Source organism: Burkholderia sp. Ap-955 (assembly GCF_011753045.1).
In the GTDB taxonomy this organism is placed as follows: Bacteria; Pseudomonadota; Gammaproteobacteria; order Burkholderiales; family Burkholderiaceae; genus Burkholderia; species Burkholderia lata_D.
The window spans coordinates 245,967-262,621 of record NZ_VWWH01000002.1; the positions used below are offsets into that span (position 1 = coordinate 245,967).

A 16,655-nucleotide genomic window follows, 5' to 3' on the forward strand; every position below is an offset into this window, starting at 1 on the left:
CACTACACGGGGGAAGCACCATCATGAATTCCGCACGCCTGCGCCTGACCTTTCTTGGGCTCATGCTGGGTCTCGGCTGGCACCACGCCGCGGCTGCGGCCGGCTGCGAGGCCAATTTCAAGCGTGAAGCCGACACCGGTGCCGGCACCCGCTTCTCGACGTTCGCCACGGTGCCGGGCCTGGATGCACGCAACGCCATCGCGCAACTCAAGCAGATCGCCGCGGGCGACGGCTTCCTGATCGGCGACGAGCACTACACCGGTTCGACCGGCCAGCTGACGATCCAGCAACAGCAAAGTGACCGCGCCCGCGGATTCGCCATTACGCTGACGGCCAATCAGGACGCGAAAACCCTTTCCGTGGCGACCACGTTGCCCCCAGGCATGCAGGCAGCACCCGAAGCCATCCGGGGCGGCATGTGCGGCATGCTCGGCCGCGTCGACATGAGCCGCAACGCAGTGAACACCGGCGTGGCTGCTACGGCGCCCGCATCGCCCGGCGACGCCTTTCCGGGCGCGCCCGCCTTTACCACCTGCACCTACAACTTCCGCCCCGCGCTGGATGGCGTCACCGGCCGCCACTACACCACCTGGTTGCCGATCAAGGCGCTGAACCCGGCCGATGCGGCCGCCCGGCTGACACAAGCGGCCACCGCGGCAAACCTGAGCGTGACGTCGAACGAACGGCACGGCACGCTGACCGAAGTCACGCTCGTCCAGCCGCTCCCGGACCAGGGCGAGAAGCGCGCGTTCCCGATCCGCTTCATGCTGGAGGAGTCGCTGGGCGTGATCTCCGTGGTCGCCCGACTCAACCCGAAGCAGGAGATGGACGACGACACGCTGCGCAAGGAAATCTGCTCGCTCGTCGCGGCCGCCACCGCGGCGCCGCCGGGCGAATCGAAAGAGCCGCCGGCGCTGCCCCGCGAGCGGAAGCTGGAACGCTGGCACGCCGGCATCGACTGGCTGATCAACCGCGCCGTGGTGGCCGGCAAGTCCCTCGTGATCGTGCCCGCCATCAACCTCGACAGAAAGTACACCGGCGACGAAGCCGTCAACGAGAAGAAATGGGCGTTCCGTACCGACGTGACCGCCACCACCATCTGGCAAAACAAGGCCAACGCCCGTGACGTGATACGCGTGGGGCCGGACGAACCCTTCAACGAAGTGGGGCTGCACGGCTATGTCTCGACCTTCGTGGCGGGCAACGCGCAGTACTTCGTCTACATCGTCAATCCGGGTACCTACACGGTCGCCGGCAACACCTACGAGACGACCGCCGACGCGATGTCGCAGCTCGGCACCCAGCAGAAGCCGGGGCGTTCGCCGCTGGGGCAGATCGCGTTGCTGCCGAAGAAGAACACCGACTTCATCCAGTCGCAGGAATGGTTCAACGCACAGTTTCGTGACCGTGAGGTCACGGATACGTACTGCTCGTCGGTCTTCGTCCAGAGCGGCGGCTGCGCATTCTGGGCAACGGAGAAGAGAACGGTATCGGAGATGACCGAGCCCGCGGGCTGGAAGACCGTCACCCGGGAGAAGTCCGTCGACGGGCTGGCGGTCTCGACCCGGCTCAAGCGCGAGTTTGCGTCGTTCAGCGTCGCGGCGGGCGAAGCCGTCGTGATTGACGGGCTGTACCCCACGCCGCCCAACGCGGACTACGACAAGCAAGCCTGCGAGATCGTCAGCGGCCAGATCCAGTGCGACCTGACGCGCTATACCCTCACGCGCATCCCGGCCGACATGGCGCACGTGCAGGGCCTGGCATCCGACCCGGGGTTCTACCCGCGCGCCACGCGCATCCTGTCCAACGCCAGGTATCGCCCGCTCAAGCTCCTGGGCAAGCCGGGTGAACTTCGCTCGGTGTACGGTCAGGACTATTCGCTCGGCGTGCGTTGAGCGCACGTCGCGACCATCGCTCCGGACATTTGCCATGATCGCCCAAACCTGAAGCGCGGCCTCACCCGGGTCTTGAACAACCGAATCGCACGGAAACCAGCATGAAACCCACCATCCAGCACGTCGCCTCTGTCGCCCTGCTCGTCACCGCGGCTTCCGCACATGCAATCGACTGCAAGAAGGCCGGCAACCGCGTCGAGCACACGATCTGTGCCGATGAAAAACTCAAGGCCGCCGATGCGGAAATGGGCAAAACCTATACGGCCATCATGCAGCAGGCGGGCAACGATAGCGAATTGCGCGCGATGCTGGTCCGCAGTCAGAAACGCTGGCTCGCGGCGCGTGACAAGCGTTTCGCGGATCCGGTCGATTTCCCCGGCGCACCGAATGCCAAGGCCCTGCGTGCGAGCCTGCTCCAGGCGATCCGCCAGCGCACCGAGACCTTGAGTGAACGCGGCAAGGCCGCGCCGCGCCTGCTTGAAACGGCCCTTGCGCAGCGCACGTTTCTGACGCAGTTCACGGGCGGCCCGTTCGCCGGATTCGAGACCCGATGCGACTTCCTGCCCCACGATGGTCAACTGAGCTACGGATGCTTCAGCGAACGCCGCTATCAGAACCAGGACAGGATCTGCACCCTGCAGGACGATTGGGCGAGCGGCGGTTACTACGTGACACGCCTGGTCGGCAACGTCGTCCAGGGCAGGCTGGAAACCGTCGCAGCGTGCGGCGACGGCTCCGAAGGCGGCAGCCCGTGTCCGGATGCGGATGAGTCGCGCAAGTCGGCCGCCGGCTGGAATCTCCATCCAGGCCGCCCGGCCTTGACGCCAACGGCCCTACCCAAGCTGGATGCCGAAGCCGAACTGGGCACGGAAGACACGGGCTGGCTACGTGCCTGCCTGACCGACAGCCGCTACCCTCGCGCGGCACGCTGAGTACCGCGCGCATCGGTTGCGTCGGCGATGTTCATTCCCACGCAGGATCAAGACATGCACGATTCTGCTGGTGCGAAGCATCCCGGCACATGAACTGAACCAGTCCGCTCTTATCGGCCATCGGGAGTGCGAAGCGCTTCCTTTACCAATCATCGCCCGCCACAAGGATTCAGCATGATGCCGCCCCGAAGCAGCATTCCGGAATGTTCAGTCCGGCGCACCGACAGCATGTTCGTCACGCGGGGGATCGTCGTGGCGGCATTGAGTTTATGCATCCCGTTTGGCAGCGTGCACGGACAGGCCGCGGACGCGGCCACGCCGGACCCCGCCGGCAATTCGCCTGTCGAATCCCGTGCGCCAGCCAACCTGAGCACGACGCAAGCGCTACAGCGCATGCTGGCGCTGATTCAGGCAAGCGGCCAGGTTACCGACATCACGCCCGAAACGGTACACCGCATCTTTGGCGTGCAGACCACGCCGATCGGCAAGGATCAGTTCGGCTATGGTCAACGCTTGCCGGGCAACTGGGCATTCAGTCTCCAGCGGGTGACGGTCGGTGATACCGGTCCGCGCGTGGATCTGATATTTGATCCGATTCCCGGTACACAGGCTTCTCCGCTGACGACGTGTGAACCCACATTCGCTCAATTCGCGGAGGCACTGGAGTCCATGGGGTTCAGGCGCCACACCCATTACGGCGAACACGACCGGTGGGTCTTCGATGCTTTCGAGCGGCCCCGCATGGATATCAGGGTCTACCCGCTCAGGGCGTTCTCCGACAACGGCGAGCCCCTGGGTCCGGCCTGCGTGAAGGCGGTATTGGTGCGATAGGGCAAACCGCATGCTTTGCGCCGGCCGGATCAGCCGGAAAACCATCGCAATTCATTGATCCTTGAATCGTGGCTGTGCGGTCAGCCAATGCGCGTCAGGCTTTCCTCTGCGGCCCCTGAAACGAAACATCGTCCCGCGAGCGAATCGGCACGCACTGTCAATTCGATGCTCGGTGGTAGGTCGCGATATATTGTGCCTGTCCAAGAATGTTTCCATGCATCTGATAGGCAACGACCGCCGGACTCGACGTCGATTTCACGTCGACACGCGGAATGGACAATGCGGAGACCGTCACGATATATCGATGAGACTCACCTTGCGGCGGGCATGGCCCACCGTACCGGGATTCGCCAAAATCCGTCAGCGTCTCGAGCGCGCCCACCGGCATGAGCCGCACATCTCCCGATGCCCCTTTCCGAATCGACGTTTCCGAAGGCGGGATATTGACGACTGCCCAATGCGTCCACCCGAGCCCGCCGGTCGGGGCATCAGGATCGTACATGGTGACGACGATGCTTCTGGTTCCAGACGGAACGTGTGCCCACGAGACGCGAGGCGAGACGTTGTCGCCACGACATCCAAATCCGTTGTACACCTGAGCATTCGCGAACTGACCATCATGGTCGAGATCGTCAACCGTTACAGTAAGCGGATCAGCAAAAGCAACTGCGGGCACGACTGCGAAAAGTACCGTGGAGCAGATACTCGCTCGCAGAAAAAGACCAAATCTCATGACATGATCCCAAGATAGGTGCGGTGTGATGTTTCGCACGACCGGATTGACACTCGAGATACAGAGCATGCAACGATCGCCGATACGGTTTCCAGGCTCGCGCTTCAAACACGGGTAGCACCAAGGACGTGCTCACCCGATTGCCTGTGCGACAGCCTGCGCGACACATCCTAGGTTCATCGTGAATTCGGCAGTAGGTCGGCAGACAACATAAGCATGTTGCGTGAAACAGAACAATCCGCGACCGTATGCCGGATCTTCTCTCGTAGCGCTCGCGGATGATGTCGATCTCATTCGTGACGATCATGAGATCGAGCGCGCGGCCATTCAGGATCGCTGACCAATGCTTGCTTCACGCGGTGCCGCGCGAAATCGATCAACTCTCTTCGGCGGCGAGTGCAAGCGATGCGCGGATCCGCATGATGGTCTGACGGGACGTCCCGAACCTGCGCGCGACTTCACTGACCGACAGCCCCTTGTCGAGCGAGCGCATCACGCGTTCTCGATCGTGCCGCGCAAGCGAGGTGGGCCGACCGACGTGCTGCCCGCTCTCTTGTGCGGATTGCACGCCCGCTTTACCGCGCTGGCTCCGGGCCGCGGTCTCCAGCCGGATCACCGCCCGAAGCATCTTGACCGCCTGCGGTTCGGGGCGGCCCGCAAGATCGACGTTGCCGATTTCGACGCACTGGACGACGATCTTTTTGCTCCGGCATTGCATCAGGGTCGACAGGGCATCGCGCGCGCTGGCGCCGAGCGCGGCAATGTCCAGTACCACCAGCGAGTCGCCAGGGACGGCGCGCCTCAGGATGCCCGCCAGTTCCGGCCGCTCGGCGGCGGCGACATATGGCGGGACACGGTCGATGGCGACGCGGTTGAGCACGACGGTGTGGCCGGCCTTGTCGAACGCAATCAGTTCCTGCTCGGGGAACGGGATCTCGGTCGAACTGTTGATGTAAAGAAAGGTACGGCTCAAGCCTCCCCCCGATGCATGCAAGGTTGCCGGCGGACGCACCGCCTCCGTCGCTACGCCCCGCTATCGCCCATGATCGCGTGCGCGATCATGTCGATGGAAACCGGTTTCACGAGAACGGCATCGAACCCGTGCCACGCGTAACGCCCCAGTGTCGGTGGAACCATGGCGACGATACGCGTGCGCGGATGCAAATTGACGGTGTTGACGGCGATCATGCAAGCGTCGTCGGGATCACGCTCCACATCGACGACGACCGCCGAGGCCGGGCCATGCGAAATCGCTTCTTCGGCACGGTGCGCCGGCACCACGGTCGTGCTGAATCCGCGCAGCCGCAACAACAGGGCAACCGATTCACCGACATGCGCGTTGCCGCGAAGAATCACGATGCGCCGGCCCACCTGCCGCGACGGTTTGTCGATGACCGATGTACTGCGCAGGACGGCATCGGCGCTCAGCCAGAGCAGACGCGCCTCGCGATAGTCTTCCAGCGCGCATTGCCTGATGGCCTCGTTCGCGAGCGGGTTGGCGAAAAGCGACCGGATGCGCGCCTCGGCCACCCCGAGCCGCCGGTCCGCTTCGTCGAACTGCGCCTTTGCATTTCCGTTGCGGTTATCGATCCCGTCCTCCATGTCTCGTTTTGCGCGTCAACCGCGCAGCCGCGTGAAGACCGACATCAGATCGTCAAGCGACACGGGCTTTTTCAGGTGGGCATCGAAGCCGGCCTGTTGCGCCTGCTTCACATCGGCGTCCTGTGCGTAGCCGCTGAGCGCAATACAGAGCACCGATTCAGCGCCGGCACTTCACGCAGCTTTTCGACGAAGGCCAGCCCGCTCATGCCCGGCATGCCGATGTCGGACAGCACGACGTCCGGCACATGACCGTCGAGCGTCGACAACGCCGCCTCGCCGCTCGTTGCCGTCCGGACGACGGCGCCCTCGCCTTCCAGCAGGAGCTTGAACGTCTCGACCGTATCCGCGTCGTCGTCGACCATCAGCACTTGCAGGCCCTGCAACGACTCGACCGGACTTCTGCTGGCCGAACGCGCATCGGCGAGCACGCGGTGGGTCGGCAGCGTCACCGTGAACGCCGCACCGAGGCCGGCGCCCTTCGATTCCGCCTGCACGATGCCGCCGTGCAGGTTCACCAGTTCCTTGACCAGGGCAAGGCCGATGCCGAGACCGGCACGGCGCACCGAGGATTCCCGGCTTTGCCGGAACATGTCGAAGATGTGAGGCAACAGCGCCGCCTCGATGCCGTTCCCGGTATCGGCCACGCGCAGCACGGCCTCGGCATGTTCGTCGACCTGCAGCGACACGTCCACCGACCCGCGGCTGGTGAACTTCAGCGCATTGCTGATCAGGTTCCAGACGATCTGCTCGATGCGCGTGAGGTCGGCATGAATGATGACGGGCGCGTTGGGAATCTCGACGTTGAGGGTGAGGCCGCGCTGGCTCGCCTCGTCCTGAACGGCATGCGTGACGCGCTTCACGATCTCGCGCATGTCGACCGGCGTGCGCACGACCGACAGCTTGCCGGTTCGCACGCGCGAAATGTCGAGCAGATCGTCGATGATCTGCGCCTGGCTGATGACGGTGCGCCGGATCGTATCGGCGGCACGCGAGATGTTCAGGTTTTGCCGGGATTCCGGCGCGCGCGCGATCAGTTCCGCGCTCGCCGAAATGAGGTTGAGCGGATTCTTGAGTTCGTGCGACACCACGGCCAGGAACTCGTCGCGGCGCCGCACCGCATCCTGTTCGCTCGTTTCGCGAAACGGCCCGATCTGCGCAGGGTGGCCGGCCCTGGACGCCGGCGCGAATTCCCCGAGATCGCGCGCGATCTTCGCAAACCCGCTGATGCCGGGCTCGTCCAGGCGCGACAGCACCCCGCTCGCAAAGAAGCGGGTGCCGTCCTTGCGCAGATGCCAGCGCTCCTCTTCGGTCCGTCCGTTCAGCCGGGCCTCGCCGAATTCGCGCTGGGCAACCTGATTGACGCGATCCTCGTCGGTCGACAGGAGGTCGGCGGACTGCCCGATCATTTCGGCCTCGGTATACCCGAAGATCCGCTCCGCGCCGGCATTCCAGCTGGTGACGATGCCGCCGTCGTCGAACGTGATGATCGCGTAGTCCTTGGTGCCTTCGGTCACGACGCGCATCAGCCGCTCGCCTTCGCGCAGCCGGTCTTCCGCCCGCCGGCGGTCGGTGACGTCGATGAAGGACAGCACCGCGCCGTCGATGCGGTCTTCGGTCGTGCGGTAGGGCACGAAGCGCGCGAGATACCAGCGTCCGTCGTTGCTCCGCAGTTCGCGCTCGATCAGGCGGAGCGAATCGAACGCCTCGGCCGCATCGTCGGAGAGCTTGTCGTATTCGAGCCGGTGCGTGATGTCCAGCAGCGATCGGCCGATATCTGAAGGAATGATGCTGAAGACGTCCGTCGCCCGCGGGGTGTAGCGCTTGATGCAGATATTGCGATCGACGAAGATCGTGCCGATATCGTTCGCCGCGATCAGGTTCTGCAGGTCGTCGTTGATCTTGCCGGTTTCCTCGACCTTCGACTTGAGCTCCGCGTTGACGGTGGTCAGCTCTTCGTTGATCGACTGCAGTTCTTCCTTGCTGGTCTCGAGCTCTTCCGTCGCCGAACGCAGTTCCTCGTTGATGGCCTGCAGCTCCTCGTTGGAGGCCTTCAACTCTTCCGTCGACGTTTCCGATTGCTCGATGGTCGACTGGAGCTGCTCCTTCGTGCGCTGCAGTTCGCGCTCGAGCTGGCTGATGATCGGGTCCTTCTGCACGTCGACCGTCGCGGTTTCGGCACTGCTCATGCTGTCTTCGACTTCATCGAACAACACCAGCACGAAGTCCGCGTTGGCCTCCGGGTCGTGCACGGGCCGCGCGGTCATATTGACGAAATACGAACGCGCGTCGCGCTCGACTCTCACCCGCCGCGCCTCGACGCTGCGATTCGTGTGCAGCGCCTGATAGATCGCCGTGCGCAGCTCGAGACGCAGTTCGGGACGCACCACGGCGATGATGTTGTGCGAGGGTTCGCCGCCCGAATAGCGCAGGAAGCGCCCGGCCCGGTCGGACAGGTGCACGATTTCGGAATCGCGGCTGACGAGCACGCTCGGCGGCGCATGCTGCTCGACCAGGCGCTGGTGCAGGTCGCCGAACGAGAAGCGGCGGCGGCCCGGCGGCTGGATGGTCGTCACGACCGGCCGGGTGCTCATCATGCCGGAAATGGCGACCGGTACCGGGGTGTCGCCCCGCACCGCCATGTTCGCGCGGTAGATGCGGTTGCGCTTGTCGACGACCGAGAACATGGAACTCACGCTGTCGGCCGACTCGGAGCTGCCGAGAAACAGCACGCCACCCGGACGCAGCGCGAAATGAAACATCTTCAGTATTTCGATCTGCGCTTCCCGATCCAGATAGATCAGCAGATTGCGGCAACAGATCAGGTCGAGCCGCGAGAACGGCGGGTCGCTCAGCACGTTGTGATGCGCGAACAGCATGTGCTCGCGCAGCTCCTTCTTGATGCGGTAGTGCGCGGCGTCCTTCGCGAAGAACTGGCGCACGCGGCTCGGCGTCACGTCGGCGAGAATCGAATCGGGGTACAAGCCAGTGCGCGCAAAGGAGATGGCCCGTTCGTCGATGTCGGTCGCGAAGACCTGGAACGACACGCCCTCGGCCGATTTCAGCGACCGCTCCTGCAGCAACATGGCGAGCGAATAAGCCTCTTCGCCGGTGGCGCAGCCGACCGACCACACGCGAATGCGATCCTGCTCGCCGCGCCCTTCGAAGAAACGGGGCAGGACGTCGCGATCCAGTACGTCGAACGCCTCCTTATCGCGGAAGAAATTCGTGACGCTGATCAGCATGTCCTGCAGAAGCGCCTGGGTTTCCTCCGGATGCAGATGGAGAAAATCGCGGTACGCCTGGAGATCGGTGATGCCGTTGACCTGCAGGCGGCGCTCGATCCGACGCAGTACGGTCGCCCGCTTGTAATGCCGGAAATCGTGCGCGGTGCGCGTGCGCAGGATGATCATGATCTCGCGCAACGCGCGCTCGGCCGCCTCGTTGACCAGATCTTCCTGGCGCTCCTCGTTTTCGGTGACGGGCAGATGGATTTCCTTCGCGGTCACCCACAGATCCATCAGCCGTTGCGGCATCTCCGCGGCGGTGGTCACGAAGTCGACCATGCCGGTCGCGATGGCGCTGCGCGGCATGCTGTCGTATTCCGCTTCCGCCGGTTCCTGGGCGAACGTGATGCCGCCCATTTCCTTGACCCTCGACAGCCCGACGGAGCCGTCGGAGCCTGCACCGGACAGCACGATGCCGATCGCGCGTTCGCGGTGGGCTTCCGCGAGGGTCCGGAAAAAGAGATCGATGGCTGCCCTGCGGCCACTCTCTTCCGGCCGATGGGGGGCGACGCGCAGATAGTCGTCGACCATCGTCAGTTCGAGGGAGGGCGCGATCAGGTAGACGTGGTCGGGCTCGATCGGCGTGGCGCTCGTGACTTCCGTGACGGGCATGCCGGTGGCCTTCTGCAGCAAGCCGGCCAGATTGCTTTCATGATCCGGCGCCAGGTGCATGACCACGACGAACGCCATCGACGTGCGTGCCGGCAGGGCTTCGAAGAACTCCAGGAGGGCGCCCAACCCGCCCGCCGACGCGCCGATTCCAACTACAGGATGATTGGCCTGGCTCGGGAGAGTCTGCCCACGTCTTTTCGACATCGCTGCGTGTCCAGTTGAAAGAATAATGGTGTACGCGGCCAAGGTCGGGCAGGCGCATGGCCCGCTTGCGCCAAGATACGCGTGGATCGCCATTATCCCTCCAACAGCATTGACTGCAAGAACTTTGCCGCGCCGGCGCAGCGGGCGTGCACGGCCCGGCATCGACCGCGCAACCGGCGTGAATTCGTCAGACGACGATGTGTATCGCCACATTCCGTTCGGATCAAGGTAGAGGACCCGTCATGCGGCTCAGCGGGCCGAGCGCCGTGCACTCGGCAATCCATGAGCGCTGCTCGCCGGCGACCTGCTCGACGGCACGTTGCCTGCTGGCGATCTCGTTGTTCGTCGAGTCGCCCAGCGGGCTCGTCGTCAGTTCGATCAGCCGGCGCGCCAGCCCGGGGAGCGACAACACGAAATCCGCATAAGGCACGGCATGCAGCGGCATGTCGGACGCAAACGCTTCCGCGGGATCCTGGACGATCGTGGTGCCCCCGCACGACTGGATCGCATCGAGGCCGGCGGCGCCGTCGTCCAGCAGGCCGGTCAGGATCACCCCGATGGCGCGCGGCCCCATTTCGATCGCGACGCTGCGAAACAGCGGATCGATCGCCGGCCGCGCAAAGTTCTGCTTGGCACCGCGCATGAGGCGCAGCACCGCACCTTCGACGATCAGATGGAGATCCGGTGGCGCCACGTAGATTCTGCCTGGCAGGTAGGTCTCACCGTCCTTTGCGTGCACTGCATGAAGCGGGCCCGCCGAACTCAGCAGCGACGGCAGGAAACTGTCATGCGCCCCGACGTGCAGGACGATCGCGATCGTCGCCTGCAAGTCGCGCGGAAGTCGCGAAACGAGGGTGCGAAGCGTATCGACGCCGCCCGACGACGTACCGATTGCGATGAAGTCCCGATGAGTCAATGTGCCTCCGATATTCCCGCTACTTCAAGTGTAGACCCGCATCGCCGGCGCATTCTTCACTTCATTGAAAACGTATTCACCGCGCGCTCGGTCGGCCCGGAGGAATTGGACGCGCAATTCCTGTACCGCACGGCCCAGGCCGTGGTGTCGGATCGCATTCCGCTCACCTCCACGGTTCGTCGGGCCTGTCCGTAAAGCTCTATATACGGACATGCTTCCCCCAATGTACTTTCCCGTCGTCCCTGACATAAGCTTGGTTACCGTCATTTCCCAGTCAGGTTCATTACTTCACAGGTGAAAGAATGGTCGTCCAGAGACTTTCATTTCGCGCTGTCGCGGGCAAGCTGCAAGTCATCACGGTATGGCGATGCCTGTGGCGAAGCGGCGTACGTGTGTGCCGCTGGAGCATGCATGTCGACCAGCGGTTGGGCGTCGAATCGATGACGGTCGATATCGTCGGACCGGATTCGCTGCTTGCCGACGACGTCATGGTGATGCTCGGCGATTCATCCTTGCAATTGACTGTCACGTTGTTTCATATGGCCGTGGTGCCGAATTCGGCAGTCGTGCAGGGACGCGGCAAGGAACGGTTGCGCGAGGCAGCGAATTCGGTCGCCACCGCTCGCCCGCATCCGAGGCTGACGCTGGTCAGGGATATCACCCGGCACGTCGCACGCCCCGAACGAGACTGATTGCGTTCGACGCGCAAGCCGCGTCCGCCACGCAATACCGTCTCACCCCAATCAGAACGAAACGGTAAAGATTGCCTGTCAAGCAATCCAGGAGACAAACATGCTGAGCCCTCACGAAATCGCAGCGCTCATGCTGGTCAAGGCTGCGCCCGACCAGATCGACATGAGCAGCGAGGAACTCGATACGCTGCGCACGCAGCGGCTCGTGGAACTCGAGACCCTGGCTTCCGGCGCGCATCGCCTGCGCATGACGCACAACGGCGAAACGCTGCTTCGCATCGTTACGCAAACGTATTGAAAGGCGCCCTGACGGTGCAGCGACGCATGTGCCGACGAGGCGATCAAACCACGGTGGCTATTTCCATTCAGGAGAGCGTAGATCATGAAAACCCGGGAGCTGGTTTCGAGCGCGCAGCGCGCCAATTTCGACTTCGCATTCGGTCTGGCCGGTGCGTTACTCGATGAAGTCGGGAAACTGGCCGAACTCAATGCACGATTTACACGGTCGGCCCTGAAGGACGCGTGGGCGGTCGCGGAAAGCGCGATCGACAAACCGCAGGACTGGACGCCCGTCCAGCGCGCGTTCACCGAGCCGCTGGCCGAAAAGCTTCAGTCCTACAGCCGCGAGTGGCTCGAGATCGTGTCGTCCGGCCACGCCGACGTGATCAAGGTCGCCCAGGCGGGCAGCGATCAATACGTGCACGGGATCCAGGCGTTCGTCGATGATGCGGTGAAATTCGCGCCGTCCGGCTCCGAGGCGACCGTCGCGGCCTGGAACTCCGCGATCGTCGCCGCAAACACGCTGTACCAGACCCTCGGCAGCACGGGGCAGCAAGCCGTCGAAGTCGCGCGCACCAACTTCGACGTCGCCGCCCTGGCAGCGTCGAAGCAGGCCAAACGTGCGGTCGATCAGGAACAGCAGGCGGCCAAACGATAACGGCCGATGCGGGCGGCTGGATCGGTTGCCGCAGGCGGATCGAATCTACGGCGACCGCCATCCCCCGCCCAGCGCCTTGTACAACGCGACGAGATCGGTCGTCGTCTGCAGCGCGCCCTGCTCGGCCTGTTGCCGCCCCTGTGACCATTGCCGCTCGGCGTCGAGCACGTCGAGAAACGGCGACAACCCCTTGCGATAGCGGTCGCGCGCCAGGTCGAACGCGCCCTGTTCGGCCTTCACCGCGTCGTCGAGCGCGGCCGCGCGCGCCTGGTCGATGCGATACACGGCCAGCGCATTGTCGACGTCGCGCTGCGCCGCTTCGGCCTGGCGCGCCTGCGACAGCCGCAGGTTCGACACGAGCGCGCCGCCGGAAAAGATCGGTAGCGACACGGCCGGCCCGAATGCATAGAACAGGTGCGACCAGTGCGCAAGCTCGCGCACGTGCGACGCACGCAGTCGTCGAGCGCGCCCGGCGCGCCGCCGACCAGGTAGTCGAGGCCATTGCTCAGCAGTACGATCTTCTGGTCGAACTGCGGCAGTTGCGCGCGGATCTGTGCGAGTCGCGCGTCCGCGCTGCGCACATCGAGGTCGCTCGCCAGCCCATGTGCGGCGGCATCGCTGACGTCGACGGCAATCGGCAGCGCCTGCACGCCATAGGCGCGCACTTCGCACGCGGTATCGTGCAGCGCACGTGGATCGCGTGCGAGCAGCGCGACATTCGCGCCGCATCGCGCAAAGGCGTGAGGGGTTGCACGGCCGACGCCGGCGCTCGCGCGTGATCGCGACGGTCTTCACGTGGAGGCGCCGTTCGCCCGGATGGTCGATGGCTCGGCGTAGCCGTAGCATGCGACGTGCCACGCCCCGCGTCGGCCGCCGGGTCGACCGACCTGCCGCATACGGTCAGCCGAATTACAACGGGGCTGTAACGCGCAAGACATGCACACGCAACGCGCGGCGGCACGCGTGTTCGCCCACCGCGCACGGGAATTGCTCCGGTGCCGGGTGCCGTCGACCCATGTCGTCGCCTTTCGCAGGAGCCGTGTTGCCCGTCCCGCCGCCATCGACAGCGCGCCGCGTCACGCGCCTCGCCGGAATCGCGTGCGTTGCCGCGCCGGCCGCCGCATGCGCGGCCGGCGAACCGCTGCCGCTCGCGTACGTCGCGCATGCGGCCGGGCCGGCCGCGCAGCCCGTGTTCGTGCTCGGCTGGGCGCTGCTCGCGCTGTGCATGGCGGTGAGCCTCGTGATCGCGGCGCTGCTGCTGGTCGCGCTGTTCCATCGCCGCACCCGCGCCGGGGGCCGGCGCGATGGCGTCATGTTCGTGGCCGCCGGCAGCGCCGTGTCGATCGTGCTGCTGTTCGGCGCGCTCGTCTACATGCTGCGCGTGCTCGGCGCGGTCGCGACGCCACCGCGCCCGCCCACGCTGACGATCGTCGTCACCGCGCACGACTGGTGGTGGGCCGCGCGCTATCCGGACCCCGCGAGCGGCACGGGCTTCGTCACCGCGAACGAACTGCATATCCCGGTGGGCGAGCCCGTGGCGATCGAGCTGAAGAGCGCCGACGTGATCCATGCATTCTGGGTGCCGCAGCTTGCGGGCAAGACGCAGACGATTCCCGGCCAGACCAACCGGCAATGGCTGCAGGCCGACCGGCCGGGCATCTATCGCGGCCAGTGCTCGCAATACTGCGGCGCGCAGCATGCGCACATGGCGCTCGAGGTCGTGGCCGAGCCGCCCGCCGCGTTTCACGCGTGGCTCGCCGCGCAACGCCAGCCGGCCCCCGCACCCGGTACCGAGGCGGCACGGCGCGGCCAGCGCGTCTTCGGGTCGCGCTGCGCGGGTTGCCACGCGGTGCTCGGCACCGACGCGGCGGGCGACGCGGGCCCCGATCTCACGCACGTCGCGTCGCGCCGGCTGCTCGCGGCCGGCACGCTCGACAACACACCGGAGAACCTGCGCCGCTGGGTCGCGCAGGCGCAGCAGATCAAGCCTGACACGCTGATGCCGTCGATCGCGCTCGCGCCGCGCGATGCCGACGATCTCGCCGCCTATCTCGCGACACTGCACTGAACGGAGGATGCCGATGGCCATCGCCCGCGACATGCCAGCCCCCGCCCGTGTGCCGGACCTCGGCGACGCGCCGCCCGGCTCGGCGCACGAGCGCGCGCTCGCCGAGCTGTGGGAATCGGCGCCCGGCTGGCGCGGCTGGCTCGGCACGGTCGACCACAAGCGCATCGGGCTGCGCTACATCGTCACCGCGTTCGCGTTCCTGCTGCTCGGCGGCGTCGAGGCGCTCGTGATGCGCATTCAGCTCGCGCGGCCGAACGCGACCCTGCTGACGCCCGCGCAATACGACGCGCTGTTCACGATGCACGGCGTCACGATGATCTTCCTGTACGCGCTGCCCGTGCTGTCCGGTTTCGCGAACTACCTGTGGCCGCTGATGCTCGGCTCGCGCGACATGGCGTTCCCGCGGCTGAACGCGTTCTCGTACTGGGCGTTCCTGTTCGCTGGGCTGTTCCTCTATGCGAGCTTTCCGCTCGGCGCGGTGCCCGACGGCGGCTGGTTCAACTACGTGCCGCTCACGTCGCTCGACTACAGCGCCGGCGCGAACATCGACATCTACGCGCTCGGGATGATCCTGCTCGGCATCTCGACGACCGGCGGCGCCGCGAACTTCGTCGTCACGCTGCTGCGCATGCGCGCGCACGGGATGTCGATCGACCGGCTGCCGATCATCGTGTGGGGCACGCTGACGGCATCGGTCGCGAACCTCGTCGCGGTGCCGTCGGTCAGCCTCGCGTTCCTGCTGCTGTGGCTCGACCGCAATGCGGGCACGCATTTCTTCGACGTCGCGCACGACGGCCGGCCGCTGCTGTGGCAGCACCTGTTCTGGATGTTCGCGCACCCGTGGGTCTACGTGGTCGTGCTGCCCGCGATGGGGATCGTGTCCGACGCGTTGCCGGCGTTCTGCCGGCGGCCGCTCGTCGCGTACGAGGCGGTCGCGGTCTCGACCGTCGCGACGATGCTGATCGGCTTCGAGGTATGGGTTCACCACATGTTCGCGACCGGCATCGCGCCGCTCGCGCTCGCGTTCTTCGGCGCGGCGAGCATGCTGATCTCGATCCCGAGCGCGGTCGCGGTATTCGCGTGGATCGCGACGATCTGGACCGGCCGGCCGGTATTCCGCACGCCGTTCCTGTATTTCGCGGGCTTCGTGCTGATGTTCGTGATCGGCGGCGTATCGGGCGTGATGACGGCCGCCGTGCCGCTCGACTGGCAGCTCACCGACACGTACTTCATCGTCGCGCACCTGCACTACGTGCTGCTCGGCATCAACGTGTTCCCGGTGCTCGGCGGGATCACGTACTGGTTCCCGAAGTTCACCGGGCGGATGATGAACGAACGGTTCGGCCGCTGGACCTTCTGGGTCGTCCTGATCGGCTTCAACGTCGGCTTCTTCCCGATGCATGTCTCGGGGCTGCTCGGGATGCCGCGCCGCATCTACACCTATCCGCCCGGGATGGGCTGGGACACGTCGAACCTGCTGACGACGATCGGCTCGTTCATCTTCGGCATCGGCATCGTGATGTTCGTCGTCAATGCGCTCGTGAGTGCGCGGCGCGGCGCGCGTGCCGGCGCCAATCCGTGGCGCGCGGCCGGCCTCGAATGGTCGGTCGCGTCGCCGACGCCCGTCTACAACTTCGCGGTGCTGCCGCTCGTCGCGTCGCGGCATCCGCTGTGGGAAACGCGCGACGATGCGCGCCGCACCAGCGTGCGCGTCGGCTACCGGCTCGCCGACGGGCGCGAGGCGCTCGCCGTGACGCCGCTCGCGGCCACCCCGGACGCGATCCTGAAGATGCCCGACGACACGTGCATCCCGTTCGTGCTCGCGCTGCTCGCGACGGCCGTGTTCGCGGCGATGCTGGTGCGCTCGCCCGCGCTCGTCTGCGCGGCCGTGGCCGGCTGCGCGATCGCCACCGCCGCGTGGCTGTGGCCGCGGCGCACGCTGTGGCAGC

Annotated in this window: 12 protein-coding genes and 2 pseudogenes; 8 read left to right on the plus strand and 6 right to left on the minus strand. The window is 65.5% G+C overall.

The window, feature by feature from the left end:
* Positions 1-23 precede the first annotated feature (23 nt).
* From F3J15_RS02125 to F3J15_RS02135, 3 genes are all read left to right on the plus strand, one after another.
* Positions 24-1,895 carry a hypothetical protein gene (locus tag F3J15_RS02125; RefSeq protein WP_166887142.1) on the plus strand — a complete coding sequence of 624 codons (1,872 nt, stop codon included), beginning with the start codon at positions 24-26 and terminating at the stop codon, positions 1,893-1,895.
* Between the two features lie 101 nt (positions 1,896-1,996).
* Complete coding sequence (locus F3J15_RS02130) at positions 1,997-2,827, plus strand: lysozyme inhibitor LprI family protein (protein WP_166887146.1); 831 nt, start codon at positions 1,997-1,999, stop codon at positions 2,825-2,827.
* 174 nt (positions 2,828-3,001) lie between these two features.
* Positions 3,002-3,658 (plus strand): hypothetical protein, encoded by a 657-nt coding sequence (locus F3J15_RS02135; RefSeq protein ID WP_166887149.1) that lies wholly within the window; start codon positions 3,002-3,004, stop codon positions 3,656-3,658.
* A 157-nt stretch (positions 3,659-3,815) separates the two neighbouring features.
* Here F3J15_RS02135 and F3J15_RS02140 read toward each other — a convergent pair whose 3' ends face one another.
* The 5 genes and pseudogenes from F3J15_RS02140 to F3J15_RS02160 all read right to left on the minus strand — a co-directional run bounded on the left by F3J15_RS02140 (position 3,816) and on the right by F3J15_RS02160 (position 11,009).
* Entirely contained in the window at positions 3,816-4,391 is a 576-nt protein-coding gene (locus F3J15_RS02140; RefSeq protein ID WP_166887151.1) for a YbhB/YbcL family Raf kinase inhibitor-like protein, read from the minus strand.
* 376 nt (positions 4,392-4,767) lie between these two features.
* Positions 4,768-5,364 (minus strand): recombinase family protein, encoded by a 597-nt coding sequence (locus F3J15_RS02145; protein ID WP_166887153.1) that lies wholly within the window; start codon positions 5,362-5,364, stop codon positions 4,768-4,770.
* A gap of 50 nt (positions 5,365-5,414) precedes the next feature.
* Positions 5,415-5,993, minus strand: a complete 579-nt coding sequence (locus tag F3J15_RS02150; RefSeq protein WP_166887156.1) for a hypothetical protein — start codon at positions 5,991-5,993, stop codon at positions 5,415-5,417.
* Positions 5,994-6,008: 15 nt separating this feature from the next.
* Positions 6,009-10,093 (minus strand): annotated as a pseudogene (locus F3J15_RS02155) (CheR family methyltransferase).
* Positions 10,094-10,316: 223 nt separating this feature from the next.
* The gene (locus F3J15_RS02160) at positions 10,317-11,009 is read right to left on the minus strand and encodes a chemotaxis protein CheB (protein WP_166887158.1); all 693 of its coding nucleotides are present in this window, start codon (positions 11,007-11,009) and stop codon (positions 10,317-10,319) included.
* 302 nt (positions 11,010-11,311) lie between these two features.
* Between F3J15_RS02160 and F3J15_RS02165 the strand changes: the two genes are divergently transcribed.
* The 3 genes from F3J15_RS02165 to F3J15_RS02175 all read left to right on the plus strand — a co-directional run bounded on the left by F3J15_RS02165 (position 11,312) and on the right by F3J15_RS02175 (position 12,638).
* Entirely contained in the window at positions 11,312-11,701 is a 390-nt protein-coding gene (locus F3J15_RS02165) for a hypothetical protein (RefSeq protein ID WP_166887161.1), read from the plus strand.
* Between the two features lie 100 nt (positions 11,702-11,801).
* Positions 11,802-11,999, plus strand: coding sequence for a hypothetical protein (locus F3J15_RS02170; protein WP_089449164.1), 198 nt, complete (start codon positions 11,802-11,804; stop codon positions 11,997-11,999).
* Positions 12,000-12,083: 84 nt separating this feature from the next.
* Entirely contained in the window at positions 12,084-12,638 is a 555-nt protein-coding gene (locus tag F3J15_RS02175) for a phasin family protein (RefSeq protein ID WP_166887164.1), read from the plus strand.
* A gap of 45 nt (positions 12,639-12,683) precedes the next feature.
* On the opposite strand, the pseudogene F3J15_RS02180 reads toward F3J15_RS02175, so the two are convergent.
* Positions 12,684-13,351: pseudogene (locus F3J15_RS02180) on the minus strand (TolC family protein); the annotation flags it as partial.
* Positions 13,352-13,653: 302 nt separating this feature from the next.
* On the opposite strand from F3J15_RS02180, the gene coxB reads away from it, so the two are divergent.
* Together coxB and ctaD are read left to right on the plus strand one after the other, a co-directional pair.
* Complete coding sequence (coxB, locus tag F3J15_RS02190) at positions 13,654-14,706, plus strand: cytochrome c oxidase subunit II (RefSeq protein WP_166887167.1); 1,053 nt, start codon at positions 13,654-13,656, stop codon at positions 14,704-14,706.
* A 13-nt stretch (positions 14,707-14,719) separates the two neighbouring features.
* Positions 14,720-16,655, plus strand: a 1,936-nt coding sequence (ctaD, locus tag F3J15_RS02195; protein ID WP_166887169.1) for a cytochrome c oxidase subunit I, incomplete at its 3' end; no start/stop codon positions are given.